This window comes from Streptomyces sp. NBC_00285 (genome assembly GCF_036174265.1).
GTDB lineage: Bacteria > Actinomycetota > Actinomycetes > Streptomycetales > Streptomycetaceae > Streptomyces.
In genome coordinates this window covers 6,151,059-6,165,314 of the sequence record NZ_CP108055.1, presented here as the reverse complement: position 1 = coordinate 6,165,314, position 14,256 = coordinate 6,151,059, and the positions used below count along the sequence as shown (strand labels likewise).

Genomic DNA, 14,256 nt, shown 5'->3' with positions numbered 1-14,256 from the left:
GCCCCTCACCTGGCGAACCCCCGAAGGGTTACGCCTCCTTGCTCAGATTCGGCCCGGCTCCGCCGGCCGCCTGCTCGATCGGCGGAACGTCCGGCAGCGCCGACTTCTCCTCGCCGCGGAAGGTGAATGTCTTGGCCTCACCCTCGCCCTCCGTGCCGACGACCACGATGTGACCGGGACGCAGCTCGCCGAAGAGGATCTTCTCCGACAGGGTGTCCTCGATCTCGCGCTGGATGGTGCGACGCAGCGGACGCGCACCCAGCACCTGGTCGTAGCCCTTCGTGGACAGCAGCTCCTTGGCGGACTGGGAGAGCTCGATGCCCATGTCCCGGTCCTTGAGGCGCTCGTCGACCTTGGCGATCATCAGGTCGACGATCTGGAGGATGTCCTCCTGCGTCAGCTGCGGGAAGACGACCACGTCGTCGACGCGGTTGAGGAACTCGGGGCGGAAGTGCTGCTTGAGCTCGTCCGAGACCTTGTTCTTCATGCGCTCGTAGTTGGACTTCTTGTCACCCGAGGCCGCGAAGCCCAGGTTGAAGCCCTTGGAGATGTCCCGGGTGCCGAGGTTGGTCGTCATGATGATGACCGTGTTCTTGAAGTCGACGACCCGGCCCTGGGAGTCGGTCAGGCGACCGTCCTCCAGGATCTGCAGCAGCGAGTTGAAGATGTCCGGGTGGGCCTTCTCGACCTCGTCGAAGAGAACCACCGAGAACGGCTTGCGCCGCACCTTCTCGGTCAGCTGGCCGCCCTCTTCGTAGCCCACGTATCCGGGGGGCGAACCGAAGAGCCGCGACACCGTGTGCTTCTCGCTGAACTCCGACATGTCGAGGGAGATCAGCGCGTCCTCGTCACCGAAGAGGAACTCGGCGAGCGCCTTGGACAGCTCGGTCTTACCGACACCGGACGGACCGGCGAAGATGAACGAACCACCGGGACGCTTGGGGTCCTTGAGGCCCGCACGCGTACGACGGATCGCCTTCGACAGCGCCTTGACGGCGTCGATCTGGCCGATGACCCGCTTGTGGAGCTCGTCCTCCATGCGCAGCAGACGCGAGGACTCCTCCTCGGTCAGCTTGAAGACCGGGATGCCCGTGGCGGTCGCGAGGACCTCGGCGATCAGCTCGCCGTCGACCTCGGCGACGACGTCCATGTCGCCGGCCTTCCACTCCTTCTCCCGCTTGGCCTTGCCGGCCAGGAGCTGCTTCTCCTTGTCGCGGAGGGAGGCGGCCTTCTCGAAGTCCTGCGAGTCGATCGCGGACTCCTTGTCGCGGCGGACGCCAGCGATCTTCTCGTCGAACTCGCGCAGGTCCGGCGGCGCGGTCATGCGGCGGATGCGCATCCGGGAGCCGGCCTCGTCGATCAGGTCGATCGCCTTGTCCGGCAGGAAGCGGTCCGAGATGTACCGGTCGGCCAGGGTGGCGGCCTGGACCAGCGCCTCGTCGGTGATGGAGACGCGGTGGTGCGCCTCGTACCGGTCGCGCAGACCCTTGAGGATCTCGATCGTGTGCGGCAGCGACGGCTCCGCGACCTGGATGGGCTGGAAGCGGCGCTCGAGGGCCGCGTCCTTCTCCAGGTGCTTGCGGTACTCGTCCAGCGTCGTCGCACCGATGGTCTGCAGCTCACCGCGGGCCAGCATCGGCTTCAGGATCGAAGCGGCGTCGATGGCGCCCTCGGCGGCACCCGCACCGACCAGCGTGTGCAGCTCGTCGATGAACAGGATGATGTCGCCGCGGGTGCGGATCTCCTTGAGGACCTTCTTCAGGCGCTCCTCGAAGTCACCGCGGTAGCGGGAGCCGGCGACCAGCGCGCCGAGGTCCAGGGTGTAGAGGTGCTTGTCCTTGAGGGTCTCGGGCACCTCGCCCTTGACGATGGCCTGGGCGAGGCCCTCGACGACGGCGGTCTTGCCGACGCCGGGCTCACCGATCAGGACCGGGTTGTTCTTGGTGCGGCGGGACAGCACCTGCATGACCCGCTCGATCTCCTTCTCGCGCCCGATGACCGGGTCGAGCTTGGACTCACGAGCGGCCTGGGTGAGGTTCCGGCCGAACTGGTCGAGGACCAGGGACGTCGAGGGGGTGCCCTCGGCAGGACCGCCACTGGCGCCGGCGGTCTCCTTGCCCTGGTAACCGGAGAGCAGCTGGATGACCTGCTGCCGCACCCGGTTGAGATCGGCGCCCAGCTTGACGAGGACCTGGGCGGCGACGCCCTCACCCTCGCGGATCAGGCCGAGCAGGATGTGTTCCGTGCCGATGTAGTTGTGGCCGAGCTGAAGGGCCTCGCGGAGCGACAGCTCCAGGACCTTCTTGGCACGGGGGGTGAAGGGGATGTGCCCGGACGGGGCCTGCTGCCCCTGCCCGATGATCTCCTCCACCTGCTGGCGGACCGCCTCGAGCGAAATCCCGAGGCTCTCAAGGGCCTTGGCGGCGACACCCTCACCCTCATGGATCAGGCCCAGGAGGATGTGCTCGGTGCCGATGTAGTTGTGGTTGAGCATCCGGGCTTCTTCCTGAGCCAGGACGACAACCCGCCGCGCGCGGTCGGTGAACCTCTCGAACATCGTTAATCGCTCCTCAGAGCGGTCAGGCAGTGGGGGGAACTTCCCCTCCCTGTCCTTCCGCAGCTTAGTCCCGCAAGCGGGGACCGCTCATTCCAACTGCCGACACCGTTCTTGGCCTCCTGACCCCGAACGCCGACATCTGCTCCAACCCGATGGTGCGAGACGATGTTCCCGCAGGCCAGACAGTTACCCCACTCGCCAGTACGCCGATGGCGAACGTGAGACGGCCTTTCCTGCGTGTCGCCCCCTCCCACTAGGGATGTCTTACCCGCACGGACTGACACTCCATGCCACACGCCCCCCGTCCCTCCGCTATGGGCGAACAACCTCGCGCCGTCCCGCACCCCCGCACGCCCCTATTTCGACCACTCTTCGCACGCGTCGTCACACCCAGCGTAACTCGCACGCTTCTCCGACGGTTGCACTTGTCATGGTCGGCAGCCTCCCTCCGTCCGCCGCGGATCTCACCGCGTTTCCGCTCCCCCGTCGGCCGCTCGACGCGACCGCATCCGGCGGCGCTGCGGTGCGCCACTGGTACGAGAACGTGCTGGGCTGGCCGACAGTGCCCGCGAGCACCCCGGAACCTCCCCTGCGACTCCGCCTGGGCCTGCGCTTCGACGTCCTGGACGTACCGGTGGAGGCGGGCCGGGCGGCCCTGCGCCATCTCACCGGGGCCTCTCCTGTGGCGCTGCGGGGCAACCGGATGGAACTCCTGGTGGCCGCGGGCGGCACGGAGGAGTTGCCGGGTCTGCTGGACTGGCTGGAGTGGGGCACGCTGGCACTCGATCTACGGGCGATCGGTGCGGGCGGCGTGCTGGAGGCTCCGCTGCCGCCGGAGGGCGGGGTAGGGGCGGGCGGGCTCGTCGACCGGTCGCCGGCTGCGGAAGCGGGCCGGGAGGAAGGGACGCGGCGGCCTCTCGTACCCGGCCGCCCGGGCGCCCCGCAGGGGGCCGCCGTATGGCTGCGGCCCCCCGAGCCCGGGTGCGAGGTCGAGGCCTCGCTGCCGACGGTGTCGGCGCTGGGGGGCGGTGGGGGTGCCCCCGATCTCGTGCGCGTCGTGGACACGGTGGCCACACAGTGCCACCGGCTGCGGCTGCGGCACGCGCGGTTATAAACCTTCGCAGGCCCTGGCCCCCGTGGACCTTTCAATCAGGCGTTGGACTTGTCGTAAGCCTCGCGAATGCTCGCCGGAACACGGCCGCGGTCATTGACCTCGTAGCCGTTCTCCTTGGCCCACGCGCGAATCTGAGCGGTGTCCTGACTGCCACCGGAAGCGACTCGCGCCTTTCCGCGCCCGCCCGCGGCACGGCCTCCGGTACGGCGACCGCCCTTCACGTACGCGTCGAGAAGGCCACGGAGCTTGTCCGCATTGGCAGTCGTGAGATCGATCTCGTACGTCTTGCCGTCCAACGCGAACGTGACGGTCTCGTCCGCCTCGCCACCGTCGAGGTCATCGACAAGAAGGACCTGAACCTTCTGTGCCACCGGATTTCCTTTCATCCAATACCTGAAGGCCGGGTCTGCGGCGTTCGCCGTTTCGCCGTCCCCTGTTATATGCAGTACTGCAGTACGTCGGAAAGCAAACCGCTTTTGCCGGAAAAACACAAACCCCTGGGAGAGACCGACAGCGGTCTCCTCGTCCGGAAACATGCGCGTTTCGGACATAGGGAACCTGGGCAGGGCTGAGCGCCCGAATCCCCGGCGATCACAGATGCAGAAGCATCCGGCTGTTGCCCAAGGTGTTCGGTTTCACTCGTTCGAGACCGAGGAACTCCGCCACGCCTTCGTCATAGGAACGCAGCAGCTCCGTGTAGACATCGGTGTCGACGGGTGTCTCACCGATCTCGACGAAGCCGTGCTTGCCGAAGAAGTCCACTTCGAAGGTGAGACAGAAAACGCGGCGAACGCCGAGCCAGCGCGCTGTCTGCAACAACTTCTCCAGCAACTGATGGCCCACACCGGCGCCCTTCAGGCCCGGCTTCACCGCGAGAGTGCGCACTTCCGCGAGGTCTTCCCACATCACGTGCAGGGCGCCGAAGCCGACCAGCTCGGCGTTGTCGTCGCGCTCGGCGACCCAGAACTCCTGGAGGTCCTCGTAAAGCGTCACCGTCGCTTTGTCGAGCAGGATGCGGTCACGGACGTAGGTGTCGAGGAGACCGCGGATGCCGGCGACATCGCTGGTACGGGCCCGCCGGACGGTGATGGCTTTTGCGGTGACTTCGGGGTTCCCGGACGAGGGGCTCTCTGCGGACATGAGCGGACGCTATCGCCCGCCGCCCCGCGATGCCGAGTCGGGGTTCTCCACCGACGGTCCCTCGACGATGCGTACGGCGTCCTGGAGTGCGTGCCGCTGTTCCTCACTCATCATCCCGAAGAAGGCGACGAGAGCGGCGGCCGGGTTGTCACTCTGCGACCAGGCGTCGTTCATCAGCGCGGCGGCGTAGGCGGCCCGTGTGGAGACCGCCTCATATCGATAGGCCCGGCCTTCCGCCTCACGGCGCACCCAGCCCTTCTGATGGAGATTGTCCAAAACGGTCATCACCGTGGTGTAGGCGATGGACCGTTCCTGTCGAAGGTCTTCCAGGACTTCTCGAACCGTGACCGGGCGGTTCCACTTCCACACCCGCGTCATGACCGTGTCTTCGAGTTCTCCCAATGGGCGAGGCACAGCTCAGCACAATAGTGGGAGATCCGGCTATCGGCGTGACGGACGTGCCCTTTCAACGCCAAACAGCAACAAAAAGGGCGTACGACTCGGAAAGCGCGAGGCTCGGGGAGTCGTACGCCACAAGGGGGTCAGGCGTCGGAGCCGGAGGTCTGCCTGGCCGCCTCCGCGCGGGCGAGCGCGGCGTCGACGACCGCGTCCTCCTTGGCCTTGTTGGCCCCGCCCTGGGTCTTCACGATCACCCGGATCACACCGATGAAGAAGACGGCCATCACGACCGGGGGCACGAGCGCGGAGACATAGTCCATGCGTCCAGAGTAGCCACGGGCGGACGGACAACTCGGGCGGGGTGCGGCCAGGAGCGGGTTCAGCCCGCGGCGAGCTGCTGCGGGGGGTTCGCCGGGGGCGGGGCGGGCCTGCGGCGGGGGAAGACCTCGCCCGGGGTGGGAACGGGGCGGGAGGGCTTGGGCGCCGCGGGAGCGGGCCTCTCCGTGGGCCGCGCCGGGGACTTGGCCGGGCTCTTCGCCGGCTCCTTGGCGTCCAGCTCCGCCGGGGCGCCCCGGGTGACTGCCGAGAAACCTCCGGAGAGGCCGCCGGGCAGCGCCAGGAGGCGCGTGCGGGAAGCGGGGACCACCGGGGCCGCCGATACGCGCCGTTCGGCCGTGGCGCCCGCGAGCCGGGCCCGCACGTCCCGTTCGGCCAGCACCTGGCAGCGGTTCAGCAGGGCGGCCGCGACGGGGTTGCCGCGCAGCGCCCGGAGACCGGCGAGATCATCGGGGCCGGGCCGGTACCCGGCACCCAGCGCCTCCTCCAGAAGCGTGAGATAGCCGGCGGCGGTGCCGGGCAGCGCGGCGCGGTACCGGGCGAGGTCGGCCACCAGGAAGGCGCGCAGCCGGGCGCCCTCACGCACCGTCTCGTCGAGGGACTCGGCGAGACGGTGGCAGTCCTTGACGTCCTCGGCCGAGGCGGGGGCGGGGTGAAGGGCGAGGGCGAGAGCGCGGCGGAGCACACGCAGCTCCTCCACGCCGAACGCCATGCCGCCGCGGGATCCGTATGGCGTGGGCATGCAGCGACAGTACGCGCTAATCAGACAAATTCCACATAAGGGACGGGTGTGGCGCGCGTCGCCGGCCCGTCCGGCCTTCGTGGGCGAGGCCCCTCCCCATGCCGACCATGCCGATGGGCGGCCCGGGCGTCACATCCGCGACACGTTCCGCTCGTACACCAGCCGCAGTCCCACCAGCGTCAGCCACGGTTCGTGCTCGTCGATCACCGACGACTCCCCCAGCACCATCGGCGCCAGCCCGCCCGTGGCGATCACCGTCACGTCCTCGGGATTGTCCGCGAGCTCCCGGGCCATCCGGCCGACGACCCCGTCGACCTGGCCCGCGAACCCGTACACGATCCCGGACTGCATGGCCTCGACCGTGTTCTTCCCGATCACGCTCCGCGGCCGGGCCACCTCGATCTTCCGCAGCTGCGCCCCCTTCACGCCGAGGGCCTCCACGGAGATCTCGATGCCGGGCGCGATGACCCCGCCGACGTACTCCCCGCGCGCGGACACCGCGTCGAACGTCGTGGCCGTACCGAAGTCCACGACGATCGCCGGGCCGCCGAACAGCTCGACGGCCGCCACCGCGTTGATGATCCGGTCCGCGCCGACCTCCTTGGGGTTGTCCGTGAGGATCGGCACCCCCGTCTTCACGCCGGGCTCGACGAGCACGGCCGGCACGTCGCCGTAGTAGCGCCGCGTCACCTCACGCAGCTCGTGCAGCACGGAGGGCACGGTCGCGCAGATCGCGATCCCGTCGATGCCGTCGCCCAGTTCGTCCCCGAGGAGCGGGTGCATGCCCATGAGCCCCTGGAGCAGCACCGCCAGTTCGTCGGCCGTGCGGCGCGCGTCCGTGGAGATACGCCAGTGCTCGACGATGTCCTCGCCGTCGAACAGCCCGAGGACGGTGTGCGTGTTGCCTACGTCGATCGTGAGGAGCATCGCGGCTACTCCGCCTCGCGCAGATCGAGGCCGATGTCGAGAATCGGCGAGGAGTGGGTGAGCGCCCCCACGGCGAGGTAGTCGACGCCTGTGTCGGCGTACGCGCGGGCGGTGTCCAGCGTCAGCCGTCCGGAGGCCTCCAGCACGGCTTGCCCGCGCACGAGCGCGACGGCCGCCTCGCACTCGCCCGGCGTGAAGTTGTCCAGCAGGATCAGGTCGGCGCCCGCGTCCACGACGTCCTTCAGCTGGTACAGGTTGTCGACCTCGACCTCGATCGGCACATCCGGGAAGGCCTCCCGGACGGCCTTGAAGGCCTGCGCGACGCCACCGGCGGCGACCACGTGGTTGTCCTTGACCAGCGCCGCGTCGGACAGCGACATCCGGTGGTTGACCCCGCCCCCGCAGCGCACCGCGAACTTCTCCAGCGACCTGAGCCCCGGAGTCGTCTTCCGCGTGTCACGCACGCGTGCCTTGGTGCCCTCCAGTACGTCCGCCCACGCGCGCGTGGCGGTCGCGATGCCCGAGAGCCGGCACAGCAGGTTCAGTGCGCTGCGCTCGGCGGTGAGCAGGTCGCGCGTGCGCGTGGTGACCGACAGGAGCTTCTGCCCGGCCGCCACACGGTCGCCGTCCTCCACATGCCGTTCGACCTCGAACTCGGCCTCGCAGACCACCGAGACGACCGCCTCGGCGACCCTGAGGCCGGCCACGACGCCCGCCTCGCGCGCGACGAAGTCGGCAGTGGCGACGGCGTCCTCGGAGATGGTCGCGACGGTCGTCACGTCCACGCCGTTGGCGAGGTCCTCCTGGATCGCGACGTTGGCGATGTCCTCGACCTCCACCGGGTCGAGCCCGGCGTCGGCCAGGAGTTGGGCGAGCGCGGGGTCGAGCCCGCACTCCAGGTACTCCGCGTCGCCGTCCGCGCCGCAGGCACAGCCGTCGCCGCAGCCTCCGGAGGAGGCGAGGGGAAGGTCTTCGGTGCTCACTACTGTCACTGCTCCTGAAGGGGCTGCCGGGTCGGGGGGAAGTCTGCGGTATCGGTGGTGTGTACGGCGAGGGTCCGGTCGGGATTCAGCCGTACGACGATGTGGCGCCGCCACGCCGTGTCGTTCCGGTCGGGCTCGTCCTCGCGCCAGTGGCAGCCGCGCGTCTCCTCGCGCAGCTGGGCCGCGGCCACCAGGACGCGGGCCACGGACAGGAGGTTGGTGGCCTCCCAGGTGTCGACGCCGGGTTCGGCCGTCTTGCCGTTCTCCTCGAGGGCGTCGCGGGCGTCGGCGTCCAGCGCGTGCAGGGTGTCCGCCGCGCCGGCCAGGGACCGGGCGGAGCGCAGCACGCCCGCGCCCAGGGTCATGGTCCGCTGGATCGCGAACCGGGCCTCGGGTGCGAGCAGGGGATGCGCAGGCTTCGCGGGGTGCTCGACGGGTGCGGGCACGCGCGCGTGGAGGCCGTCGCCCGCATGGCTCGCCATGATGTCGGCGGCGATGCGCTCGGCGTAGACCAGGCCCTCCAGGAGGGAGTTGGAGGCGAGCCGGTTCGCGCCGTGCACGCCCGTGCAGGCCACTTCGCCGCACGCGTACAGACCGGGGACGGTCGTACGGCCCCGGGAGTCGGTGCGGACGCCCCCGGAGGCGTAGTGGGCGGCCGGTGCGATCGGGATGGGCTCGGTCACCGGGTCGATGCCGTGGGCGCGGCAGGCGGCGAGAATCGTCGGGAAGCGGTGCTCCCACATGTCCGCGCCGAAGTGCCGGGCGTCGAGGAACATGTGCTCGGCGTCCTGCTCCTGCATGCGGCGCGTGATGCCCTTGGCGACGATGTCCCTCGGCGCGAGTTCGGCCAGTTCGTGCTGTCCGACCATGAAGCGCACGCCGTCGGCGTCGACCAGGTGGGCTCCTTCGCCGCGCACGGCCTCGGAGACGAGGGGCTGCTGGCCCTCCGCGTCCGAGCCCAGGAACAGCACGGTGGGGTGGAACTGCACGAATTCCAGGTCGCTGACCTCGGCGCCCGCGCGCAGGGCGAGCGCCACGCCGTCGCCCGTCGACACGGAGGGGTTGGTGGTCGCGGAGAACACCTGGCCCATGCCGCCGGTCGCGAGGACGACCGTGGGGGCGTGGACGGCGCCCACGCCGTCGTGCTGGCCCTCGCCCATGACGTGCAGGGTGACGCCCGCCGTGCGGCCGTCGGCGTCCGTCAGCAGGTCCAGGACGAGCGCGTTCTCGATGGTGCGCAGCCCCCGCGCGCGGACGGCCTCGACGAGCGCCCGGGAGATCTCCGCGCCGGTCGCGTCGCCGCCCGCGTGGGCGATACGGCGGCGGTGGTGGCCGCCCTCGCGGGTCAGCTCCAGGTCGCCCGCTTCGGACTCGTCGAAGTGTGCTCCGGTCGCGATCAGGCGGCGTACGGCGTCCGGGCCCTCGGTGACGAGGATCCGGACGGCCTCCTCGTCGCACAGGCCCACGCCCGCGACCAGCGTGTCGTCCAGGTGCTGTTCGGGGGTGTCGCCCTCGCCGAGGGCCGCGGCGATGCCGCCCTGCGCCCAGCGGGTGGAGCCGTCGTCGAGGCGGGCCTTGGTGACGACGACGGTCCTGAGTCCCTCGGCCTCGCAGCGCAGGGCCGCGGTGAGGCCGGCGACACCGGAGCCGACGACCACGACGTCCGCGGTGATGGACCACCCAGGCGCGGGCGCGTGCAGGTGGAGGTGAGCGCGAGGCGCTCCCGTTCCAGGGTGGTCGGCGACGGGCGGGCGTATGCCTGTGCTGGTCACGAGGCGGCTCCGAAGGTCAGGGGGATGTTGTCGATCAGCCGGGTCGTCCCTACCCGGGCGGCGACGGCGAGGACGGCCTCGCCGGTGAAGTCGTCCTCGATGTCGCCGAAGTCGCGGGGGTCGACGAGCGCGAGGTAGTCCAGGGCGAGCGGGGGGTCCTGGCGCGCGGCGTCGTCCAGGACCAGGCGGGCGGCCGCGCGGACGGCCGTGGGGCCGCCCGGGGACGCCTGGGCGACCGCGTGGGTGTCGGCGGCCGCGCGGGACTCGCCGAGGGCGCTCAGGGCCTCGGCACGCGCGTGCGAGGCGGGCACTTCGCGGGCTCGCGCGCGCAGCGCCTCCTGCGCCGCGTGCCGGTCGCGGCCCGCGAACAGGGCGCGGGACAGGGCGAGCGCGGTGCGTCGCTCCTGTGGCTTCAGATAGCGGTTGCGGCTGGAGAGGGCCAGGCCGTCGTCCTCGCGCACGGTGGGCACGCCGACGATCTCGACGCCGAAGTTCAGGTCGCGTGCCATCCGGCGGATCAGGGCGAGCTGCTGGGCGTCCTTCTGGCCGTAGAGGGCGATGTCGGGGCGGGTGAGGTGCAGCAGCTTGGCGACGACGGTGAGCATGCCGTCGAAGTGGCCGGGGCGTGAGGCGCCCTCCAGTCGCTCCCCCATCGGGCCCGCGCTGACGCGGACCTGGGGTTCGCCGCCCGGGTAGACCTCGTCGACGGAGGGCGCGAAGACGGCGTCGGCGCCGGCGTCCTCGGCGATCTTGAGGTCGGCGTCCAGGGTGCGCGGGTAGCGGTCGAGGTCCTCGCCCGCGCCGAACTGGAGGGGGTTCACGAAGACGGTGACGACGACTTCGCCGTCCGGTCCCGCGATCTCGCGCGCGGTGCGGACGAGGGTGGCGTGGCCCTCGTGCAGGGCGCCCATGGTCATCACGACGGCCCGGCGGCCCGCACGCGTGCGTGCGTACAGTTCGTCGGCGGTGCGCAGCAGAGCGGTCGTCATCGGGCGTCTCCCTCGGAGCCGTGGATCCCGTCGGAACCGTCGGGGCCTTCGGCACCGCTCGCGAGCACTCCGAGGAGGTCCTCGGCGAGCTCCGGCTTCAGCAGTCCGTGGGCTAGCGCGCGGTCGGCGGTCGCGCGGGCCATGGCCAGATACCCGGAGACGGTCTGCGGTGCGTATTTGCGCAGCTCCGTGACGTGTGCGGCGACCGTGCCGGCGTCCCCGCGCGCAACGGGGCCGGTGAGGGCCGCGTCGCCGGAGCGCAGGGCGTTGTCGAGGGCGGCGCCGAGCAGGGGGCCGAGCATGTGGTCCGGGGCCTCGACGCCTGCCGTACGCAGCAGTTCCATGGCCTGGGCGACCAGGGTGACCAGGTGGTTGGCGCCGAGGGCGAGGGCCGCGTGGTAGAGCGGCCGCATCTCCTCGTCGATCCACTCGGGCTCGCCGCCCATCTCGATGACGAGGGCCTCGGCGGCGAGCCGCAGCTGGTCGGGGGCGGTGACGCCGAAGGAGCAGCCCGCGAGGCGCTGGACGTCCACGGGGGTGCCGGTGAAGGTCATCGCGGGGTGCAGCGCGAGCGGCAGCGCGCCGGCGCGCAGGGCGGGGTCCAGGACCTTCGTGCCGTACCGCCCGGAGGTGTGCACGAGCAGCTGGCCCGGCCGCACCGCCCCGGTCTCCGCGAGGCCCTCGACCAGCCCGGGCAGGGTGTCGTCGGGGACGGTCAGCAGCACCAGGTCGGCGCTCTGCAGGACGTCCGCGGGGCTGACGAGGGGAACGTCCGGGAGCATCAGCTCGGCCCGCCGCCGCGAGGCGTCGGAGACACCGGAGACGGCCACCGGACGGTGCCCGGCGAGCTGGAGGGACGCGGCGAGCGCGGGGCCCACCCGGCCGGCGCCGACGACGCCGACGGTGAGCCGCGCGGGGCGGTCCTTGCTGTCTGGCTGTTGGACTGTACTCACGCGACAACGGCCTTCCCGTTCCAGTCCGCATCTGGGTACCGGACGATTTCTCGTCATGTTAACGCGATCGGTTCGGGGGGCGTCCGGTTGTCCACAGGCTGTGGGAAAAGCGGGTGCACCCGCGAGCGGGCGCGAGGCATGATCCGGCCATGACGGATACGGCGGAGCAGGGCCCCGGACAGAGCGAGCACTTCACGGAGGAGGAGCGGCTCAAGCGCCGCTTCGCACGGCGCACACGCGTAGGCCGGAGTGCGGAACGTGTCCTCGCGCGCCCCGGTTCCCAGGGCACGCTCCGGGAGCGCCTGGCGGTGCTGGACGACGCGCACGAGCTGTACGACCTGGACGAGAACGCCGACCTGTACGGCAACGGCGTCGTCGAGGCGCTGGAGGAGCGGACGGCCGCCCTGCTCGGCATGGAGGCGGCCGCCTTCTTCCCGACCGGCACGATGGCCCAGCAGGTGGCCCTGCGCTGCTGGGCGGGCCGCACCGGCAATCCCACGGTCGCCCTGCACGCGCTCGCCCACCCCGAAGTGCACGAACGCCAGGCGTTCAGCCGGGTCAGCGGCCTGCGACCGGTTCGGATCACCAGCGAGCCGCGCCTGCCGACCGCCGACGAGGTGCGCGCGTTCCCCGAGCCCTTCGGGGCTCTGATGCTCGAACTCCCCCTCAGGGACGCCGGTTTCGTGCTGCCCACCTGGGAGGAGCTCGGCGAGGTCGTGGCGGCGGCACGCGAGCGCGACGCGGTGGTGCACTTCGACGGCGCGCGCCTGTGGGAGAGCACCGTCCACTTCGGCCGTTCCCTGGACGAGATCGCGGGCCTGGCGGACAGCGTCTACGTGTCGTACTACAAGTCCCTCGACGGCTACGGCGGCGCGGCCCTCGTCGGTCCGGGGACGCTCGTGGAGGAGGCCAAGGTCTGGCGGCACCGCTACGGCGGCACGGTGTTCCAGCAGTTCCCCACGGTGCTGTCGGCGCTCGCCGGGCTGGAGCGGGAGCTGCCCCGGCTGCCCTCGTACGTCGGCCACGCGCGCGTGGTCGCGGACGCGCTGCGCGAGGGGTTCGAGGCCGCCGGGCTGCCGTGGTCGCGGATCCACCCCGAGCGGCCGCACACCAACGAATTCCAGGTGTGGCTGCCGTACGGGGTCGACGTCCTCACGGAGGCCTCCCTGCGGCAGGGCGAGGAGACGAAGACGCTGCTGTTCGCTCGCCCCTGGGACGAGGTGGGCCCGGGCCTGTCGCGCACCGAGGTGGACGTCCGGGCCGCGGGGCTGGACTGGACGGCGCAGGAGGTGCGGGCCGCCGTGGCGGCCTTCGCGCTGCTCCTGGCCGAAGAAGCCGACGGTACGAGGACGGCCGCCGGGGGCAGCGCCGGGTGATGCTCACGCCCCGGGCGACGGCATCGCGCAGGGAGGGCTGTTGTAAGCAGGGGAGTGCGACACCGGCCGGGCCGGCACAGGCTCGCCGGTACGAGGAGGAGGCCTTCGCCCTGCGTCGCCGTCCGGCCCTCCCTGCGCTGTCGACCGTGACCCGCCCGGCAGCCTCGCCGAGCGAGACCGCGCGGGACACCGCGACCTGCATCCCGGCCGGGCCCCGCGACGGAGAGCGGCCGTGAGCGCCCGACCGGGACCGGTCTCACCCGCGAGGCGCTCCCCGGACGCTCATCCCTGGCCGCCCGCGCGGACCAGCCCCGTCTCGTAGGCGAGGACCACCACCTGCACCCGGTCCCGGAGGCCCAGCTTGGTCAGGATGCGGCCCACGTGGGTCTTCACGGTGGCCTCGGACAGGACCAGCCGGGCCGCGATCTCGCCGTTGGACAGCCCCTGGGCGACCAGCACCATGACCTCGCGCTCGCGGTCGGTGAGCCGCTCCAGTTCCTTGTACTGGGGTTCCTTGCCGGTGGTGGGCAGCATCGGCGCGAACCGGTCGAGCAGTCGCCGGGTCGTCGAGGGGGCGACCACGGCGTCGCCGCTGTGCACCGAGCGGATCGCGGTGAGCAGTTCGCCGGGCGGCACGTCCTTGAGCATGAAGCCGGAGGCGCCCGCCTTGAGCCCGGAGAAGGCGTACTCGTCGAGGTCGAAGGTGGTCAGGATCAGCACCTTCGGCGGGTCGGGCTCCGAGCAGATGCGGCGGGTGGTCTCCACGCCGTCGAGCTTCGGCATGCGGACGTCCATCAGGACGACGTCGACTGAGGTCGAGCGCAGCACCTGGAGGGCTTCCACCCCGTCCCCCGCCTCCGCGACGACGTCCATGTCCGGCTGGGCTGCGAGCACCATCCGGAACCCGGTGCGCAGCAGCACCTGGTCGTCGACGAGCATCACGCGGATCGTCATCGGTCCTCTTCCGT

At 71.1% G+C, this 14,256-nt stretch carries 14 protein-coding genes; 2 read left to right on the top strand and 12 right to left on the bottom strand.

The genetic code is table 11. From position 1 onward, the window contains the following. Positions 1-28 precede the first annotated feature (28 nt). Positions 29-2,557: an ATP-dependent Clp protease ATP-binding subunit gene (locus OHT57_RS28605; RefSeq protein ID WP_328749408.1), complete on the bottom strand. Its 2,529-nt coding sequence runs from the start codon at positions 2,555-2,557 to the stop codon at positions 29-31. A 430-nt stretch (positions 2,558-2,987) separates the two neighbouring features. Here OHT57_RS28605 and OHT57_RS28600 point away from each other — a divergent pair, with 430 nt between their 5' ends. Then, entirely contained in the window at positions 2,988-3,671 is a 684-nt protein-coding gene (locus tag OHT57_RS28600; RefSeq protein ID WP_328749407.1) for an SCO3374 family protein, read from the top strand. Positions 3,672-3,706: 35 nt separating this feature from the next. On the opposite strand, the gene OHT57_RS28595 is transcribed toward OHT57_RS28600, so the two are convergent. From OHT57_RS28595 to OHT57_RS28550, 10 genes are all read right to left on the bottom strand, one after another. Next, positions 3,707-4,042, bottom strand: coding sequence for a histone-like nucleoid-structuring protein Lsr2 (locus OHT57_RS28595; RefSeq protein WP_328753353.1), 336 nt, complete (start codon positions 4,040-4,042; stop codon positions 3,707-3,709). Between the two features lie 220 nt (positions 4,043-4,262). Next, a complete protein-coding gene (locus OHT57_RS28590; RefSeq protein WP_328749406.1) occupies positions 4,263-4,811 on the bottom strand; it encodes an amino-acid N-acetyltransferase in 549 nt (182 codons plus the stop codon). Positions 4,812-4,820: 9 nt separating this feature from the next. Beyond that, complete coding sequence (locus OHT57_RS28585) at positions 4,821-5,213, bottom strand: BlaI/MecI/CopY family transcriptional regulator (protein WP_328749405.1); 393 nt, start codon at positions 5,211-5,213, stop codon at positions 4,821-4,823. Between the two features lie 140 nt (positions 5,214-5,353). After that, positions 5,354-5,530 (bottom strand): hypothetical protein, encoded by a 177-nt coding sequence (locus OHT57_RS28580; RefSeq protein WP_328749404.1) that lies wholly within the window; start codon positions 5,528-5,530, stop codon positions 5,354-5,356. Between the two features lie 59 nt (positions 5,531-5,589). Then, the gene (locus OHT57_RS28575; RefSeq protein WP_328753352.1) at positions 5,590-6,258 is read right to left on the bottom strand and encodes a hypothetical protein; all 669 of its coding nucleotides are present in this window, start codon (positions 6,256-6,258) and stop codon (positions 5,590-5,592) included. Positions 6,259-6,417: 159 nt separating this feature from the next. Further along, complete coding sequence (locus OHT57_RS28570) at positions 6,418-7,215, bottom strand: type III pantothenate kinase (protein ID WP_328749403.1); 798 nt, start codon at positions 7,213-7,215, stop codon at positions 6,418-6,420. A 5-nt stretch (positions 7,216-7,220) separates the two neighbouring features. Then, positions 7,221-8,198 carry a carboxylating nicotinate-nucleotide diphosphorylase gene (gene nadC / locus OHT57_RS28565; protein ID WP_328749402.1) on the bottom strand — a complete coding sequence of 326 codons (978 nt, stop codon included), beginning with the start codon at positions 8,196-8,198 and terminating at the stop codon, positions 7,221-7,223. Between the two features lie 5 nt (positions 8,199-8,203). Next, positions 8,204-9,970: an L-aspartate oxidase gene (locus tag OHT57_RS28560; RefSeq protein WP_443053494.1), complete on the bottom strand. Its 1,767-nt coding sequence runs from the start codon at positions 9,968-9,970 to the stop codon at positions 8,204-8,206. After that, on the bottom strand, positions 9,967-10,959 hold the full coding sequence (gene panC, locus OHT57_RS28555; RefSeq protein WP_328749401.1) for a pantoate--beta-alanine ligase: 993 nt from the start codon (positions 10,957-10,959) through the stop codon (positions 9,967-9,969). Before panC ends, OHT57_RS28560 begins: the two co-directional genes overlap by 4 nt. Beyond that, a complete protein-coding gene (locus tag OHT57_RS28550; RefSeq protein WP_328749400.1) occupies positions 10,956-11,912 on the bottom strand; it encodes a Rossmann-like and DUF2520 domain-containing protein in 957 nt (318 codons plus the stop codon). Before OHT57_RS28550 ends, panC begins: the two co-directional genes overlap by 4 nt. A 149-nt stretch (positions 11,913-12,061) precedes the next feature. Between OHT57_RS28550 and OHT57_RS28545 the strand changes: the two genes are divergently transcribed. Then, positions 12,062-13,288: a threonine aldolase family protein gene (locus OHT57_RS28545; protein WP_328749399.1), complete on the top strand. Its 1,227-nt coding sequence runs from the start codon at positions 12,062-12,064 to the stop codon at positions 13,286-13,288. A 282-nt stretch (positions 13,289-13,570) separates the two neighbouring features. Here the strand turns inward: OHT57_RS28545 and OHT57_RS28540 are convergent, their stop codons facing one another. Continuing rightward, positions 13,571-14,242, bottom strand: a complete 672-nt coding sequence (locus OHT57_RS28540) for a response regulator transcription factor (RefSeq protein ID WP_328749398.1) — start codon at positions 14,240-14,242, stop codon at positions 13,571-13,573. Between the last annotated feature and the right edge of the window lie 14 nt (positions 14,243-14,256).